Annotated in this window: 1 protein-coding gene; it reads left to right on the top strand. The window is 73.1% G+C overall.

The window, feature by feature from the left end; all coding sequences use genetic code 11:
• On the top strand, positions 1–4,877 hold a 4,877-nt coding region (locus ABZZ79_RS39435; RefSeq protein ID WP_356697470.1), incomplete at both ends, for an SDR family NAD(P)-dependent oxidoreductase.

Here is a 4,877-nt window from a genome sequence, read left to right as displayed (position 1 = left end):
CTCACCGGGCTCGCCGGCCTGGCCGCCGGCGAGCCGGGACCGGGCGTCATCCAGGGCCGCCCGGTGAGCGGCAAGACCGCCTTCCTGTTCACCGGGCAGGGTGCGCAGCGTCCGGGCATGGGCCTGGAACTGGCCGCCACCTACCCGGTGTTCGCCACCGCGCTCGATGAGGTGTGCGCTCAGCTGGATCCGCTCCTCGGCCGTTCGCTGCGTGAACTCCTCGCCGCCCAGGACGACACCCTCAACGCCACCGAGTACACGCAGACCTCGCTGTTCGCCGTCGAGGTCGCCCTGTTCCGGCTGGCCGAGTCCCTCGGCATCCGCGCCGACCACCTCATCGGCCACTCCGTCGGCGAGATCGCCGCCGCCCACGCCGCGGGAGTCCTCTCCCTCACCGACGCCTGCACCCTCGTCGCCGCCCGCGGCCGCCTCATGGGCGCCCTCCCCGCCGGCGGCGCCATGGCCGCCGTCCAGGCCGACGAAACCGAAGTCACCGAAGCCCTCGCCGGGTTCGAAGGCCGCCTGGAGATCGCAGCCGTCAACGGACCACGCTCCATCGTCGTCTCCGGCGACCTCGACGCCCTCGACACCTGGCTCCCCCACTGGGAGAACCTCGGCCGCAAGACCACCCGACTCCGTGTCAGCCACGCCTTCCACTCCCCGCGCATGGAACCCATGCTCGCCGAGTTCCAGAAGACCGCCGAGAGCCTCACCTACCACCCGCCGCGCACCGCCGTCGTCTCCAACGTCACCGGCGACCTGATCACCGACCAGCTGACCGACCCCGGCTACTGGGTCACCCACGTCCGCAGCGCCGTCCGCTTCCACGACGGCATCCGCACCCTGCACCGCGAAGGCGTCACCCGCTACCTCGAACTCGGCCCCGACGCCATCCTCACCGCCCTCACCCGCCAGATCCTCGAAGACGAGGACAACCTCGTCCTCACCCCGGCCCTGCGCGCCCGCCAGCCCGAGGCCGACACCTTCGCCGCCTTCCTCGGACACACCCACACCGCCGGCATCCCCATCGACTGGCACACCTACTACGCCAACACCGGCGCCCGCCACATCGACCTCCCCACCTACGCCTTCCAGCGCGACCGGTACTGGATCGCGCCCAGCTCCGGTTCTCACGATCCGGCGGCTTCGGGTCTCGGCAGGTTCGGTCACCCCGTCCTCGCCGCGGCCGTCAAGGTCGGCAGCCGCGACGAGTGGCTGCTGACCGGACGCATCTCGACCGACGCGCAGCCCTGGGTCGCCGAACACGTACTCCTCGGCAACATCGTCGTGCCCGGCACGAACCACATCGAGCTCGCCCTCGCCGCGGGCCGCCACACCGGCACGCCCGTCCTGGAAGAACTCGTCCTCGAAGCCCCGTTGCTCCTCCAGGAGGGCGAGGCGGTTCAGGTACAGGTCACGGTCGGGGAGCCGGACCAGGAGGGACGCCGGGAGGTCGCCGTCTACACCCGGCCCGAGGCCCGTGACGCGTCCCGGACGGAGGACGGGGAGGCCCCGGAGGCCACCTGCCACGCTCGCGGCACCCTCGCCCCGAGCGTCGAGGCCCCCGCGGCCTGGCCCGCCCAGTGGCCGCCGGCCGGTGCCACGGCCCTGCCGGTCGACACCCTCTACTCCCGTCTCTCCGAGATCGGCTACGACTACGGCCCGGTCTTCCAGGGGCTGCGCGCCGCCTGGCGTGACGGCGACACCGTGTACGCCGAGGTCTCCCTCGCGGACGAGCACGTCGACGCGGCCACCCGGGACTTCGGGATGCACCCGGCGCTCCTCGACGCGGCCCTGCAGAGCGGCGCCGTCCTGTTGAACGACGGCGAGGGCGGCCGCCAGTGGATGCCCTTCAGCTGGTCCGGCGCGCGGCTCGACCGGCTGGGCGAGACCCGGCTGCGGGTCCGTGTCGTCTCGATCGGCGATGCCTCACTGCGCCTGGACGCCGTGGACGCTGCCGGGAACCACGTCGTCTCCGTACGTTCCATCGTGGCGCGCCCCGTCGAACAGGCCCAGCTGGAAGGCGCCCGCCGCTCGGGCACGTCGCCGCTGTACCGCGTGGACTGGACGACCGTTCCCGCACCCCGCCGGTCGGAGGCCACCACCCGGGTCGAGGTCCTCGGCGGGACGTACGCCGACCCGGCCGAGCTCGACCGCGCGGTGACCGCCGGCGCTCCGGTCCCGGACGCCGTGGTCGCCGTCATCGACCCGACGGGCCCCGGCCGGACCGCCGCGACGCTCCGGCAGACCGCCGAGCACGTCCTCGGTCTGCTCCAGCAGTGGCTGGCCACCGAGGCCCTCACCGGCTCCCGCCTGATCGTGGCCACCCGCCGGGCCGTCGCGACCGCCGTGGGCGAGACCGCGGATCCGAGCCAGGCCGCCGCCTGGGGTCTGGTCGGCAGCGCCCAGTCCGAGCACCCGGACCGCATAGTCCTCGTGGACCTGGACGAGCACGCCGCCGGCGAGGCGGACCTCGACTGGGTGTCGCTCGCCGCGCTGGAAGGGGACCCGCAGTTCGCACTCCGCGACGGCCGGGTCCTCGTACCCCGGCTGGCCCGCGCAGCCGTCACCTCCGACCGGTCAGCGGCTCCCGCCCTGGATCCGGAGGGCACGGTCCTGATCACCGGTGGCACCGCCGGCCTCGGCGCCCTCTTCGCCAAGCACTACGTACGCAGCCACGGAGCCCGGCACCTCCTGCTCCTCAGCCGCCGCGGCACCACCGCCGAAGGCGTCACCGAACTCGTCACGGAACTCACCGCGCTCGGCGCCCAGGTCGACGTCGCCGCCTGCGACGTCACCGACCGCGACGCACTGGCACGGATCATCGGCTCCCTGGAGCGTCCGCTCACCGCCGTCGTCCACGCCGCCGGACTCCTCGACGACGCGACGATCGAGTCCCTCACCCCCGCCCAACTCGCCCGCGTACTGGGCCCGAAGGCCGAGGCAGCACTCCACCTCGACGAACTCACCGCCGGCCTCGACCTGTCCTCCTTCGTCCTCTTCTCCTCCGTCTCCGCCCTCCTGGGCGGTGTCGGCCAGGGCAACTACGCCGCCGCGAACGCGGCTATGGACGCTCTCGCAGCTGCCCGCCGGGCCGAGGGCCTGCCCGCCACCTCCCTCGCCTGGGGCCTGTGGGCCGAAGCCGGCGGCATGGGCGCAACCCTCGACGAAACAGAACTGGCCCGCCTCGAACGCGCCGGTATGAGCGGCCTCTCAGCCGAACAAGGCCTCGAGCTCCACGACGCCGCACTCCGTCTCGACTCCGCACTCCTGGTACCCGTACGCCTCGAACAGCCGGCCCTGCGCGACCAGGCCCGCTCCGGCCTCCTCCCCGCACTCCTGCGCGGACTCGTACGCATACCCGCACGCCGCACCCAGCACACCGACGGCTCCCTCGCCCAGCGCCTCGCCGCCGTCGCGGAGGAGGACCGGCTCCGCCTGGCGCTCGACCTGGTAGTCACCCAGGTCGCGGCCGTCCTGGGGCACGCGTCACCGGCCGGTGTGGACCCCGAACGCGCCTTCAAGGAAATCGGCTTCGACTCGCTCGGCGCCGTGGAACTCCGCAACCGGCTCACCCAGACCACCGACCTCCGCCTGCCTTCCACCCTCGTCTTCGACCACCCCAACTCTCTGGCGGTGGCCCGGTTCCTGCTGACCCAGGCAGGTGCGGTGGAGACCGCCGAGACCCGTCCGGCGGCCCGTGCCGCCCGCAAGCCCGTCGACGACGAGCCGCTCGCCATCGTCGGCATGAGCTGCCGCTACCCGGGCGGAGTCACCTCGCCCGAGGAACTCTGGCAACTCCTCGCCGAAGGCCGCGACGCCATCACCCCGCTCCCGAACGACCGCGGCTGGGACCTGGCGAACCTGTACGACCCCGACCCCGAGCAGCCGGGCACCCTCTACACCCGCGGCGGCGGGTTCATGTCGGGCGTCGGCGAGTTCGACGCGGGCTTCTTCGGGATCAGCCCGCGCGAGGCCCTCGCCATCGACCCGCAGCAGCGCCTCACCCTCGAGGCCGCCTGGGAAGCGTTCGAGAACGCGGGCATCGACCCGACGCGTCTCCACGGCACCGACACCGGTGTCTTCTGCGGGGTCGTGGCCTCCGACTACGCCTCCCGGGCCCCCGAGGAACTCGACGGCTTCCGGCTCACGGGCACCGCGGCCAGCGTGCTGTCCGGACGGGTGGCCTACACCCTGGGCCTGGAGGGCCCGGCCGTGTCCATCGACACCGCCTGTTCCTCGTCGCTCGTCGCCCTGCACCTCGCCTCCCAGGCGCTGCGCTCCGGCGAATGCTCCCTCGCCCTCGCCGGCGGCGTCACGATCATGTCCAGCCCGTTCCTGCTCACGGAGTTCAGCCGGCAGCGCGGTCTGGCCGAGGACGGCCGCTGCAAGTCGTACGCGGAGGGCGCGGACGGTACGGGCTTCTCCGACGGCCTCGGCCTGCTCGTCCTGGAACGTCTGTCCGACGCTCAGCGCAACGGCCGCCGCATCCTCGGCGTGGTCCGGGGCAGCGCCATCAACCAGGACGGCGCCTCCAACGGAATGACCGCCCCCAACGGCCCCGCCCAGGAACGCGTCATCCGCCAGGCCCTCGCCAACGCGGGCGTCGCTCCCACCGAGGTCGACGCCATCGAGGGACACGGCACCGGCACGCGGCTCGGTGACCCGATCGAGGCGCAGGCGCTGCTGGCCACCTACGGCCAGGAGCGCGAGAACGGCCCGCTCCGCCTGGGCTCCATCAAGTCCAACATCGGCCACGCCTCGGCGGCCGCCGGTGTGGCCGGCGTGATCAAGATGGTCATGGCGATGCGGAACGGCCTCCTGCCCGCCACCCTCAACGTGGACGAGCCCTCCTCCCACATCGACTGGGAGGCCGG

This window comes from Streptomyces sp. NPDC006458, assembly GCF_040612135.1.
In the GTDB taxonomy this organism is placed as follows: domain Bacteria; phylum Actinomycetota; class Actinomycetes; order Streptomycetales; family Streptomycetaceae; genus Streptomyces.
This window is presented reverse-complemented; position numbering and strand designations above follow the sequence as displayed.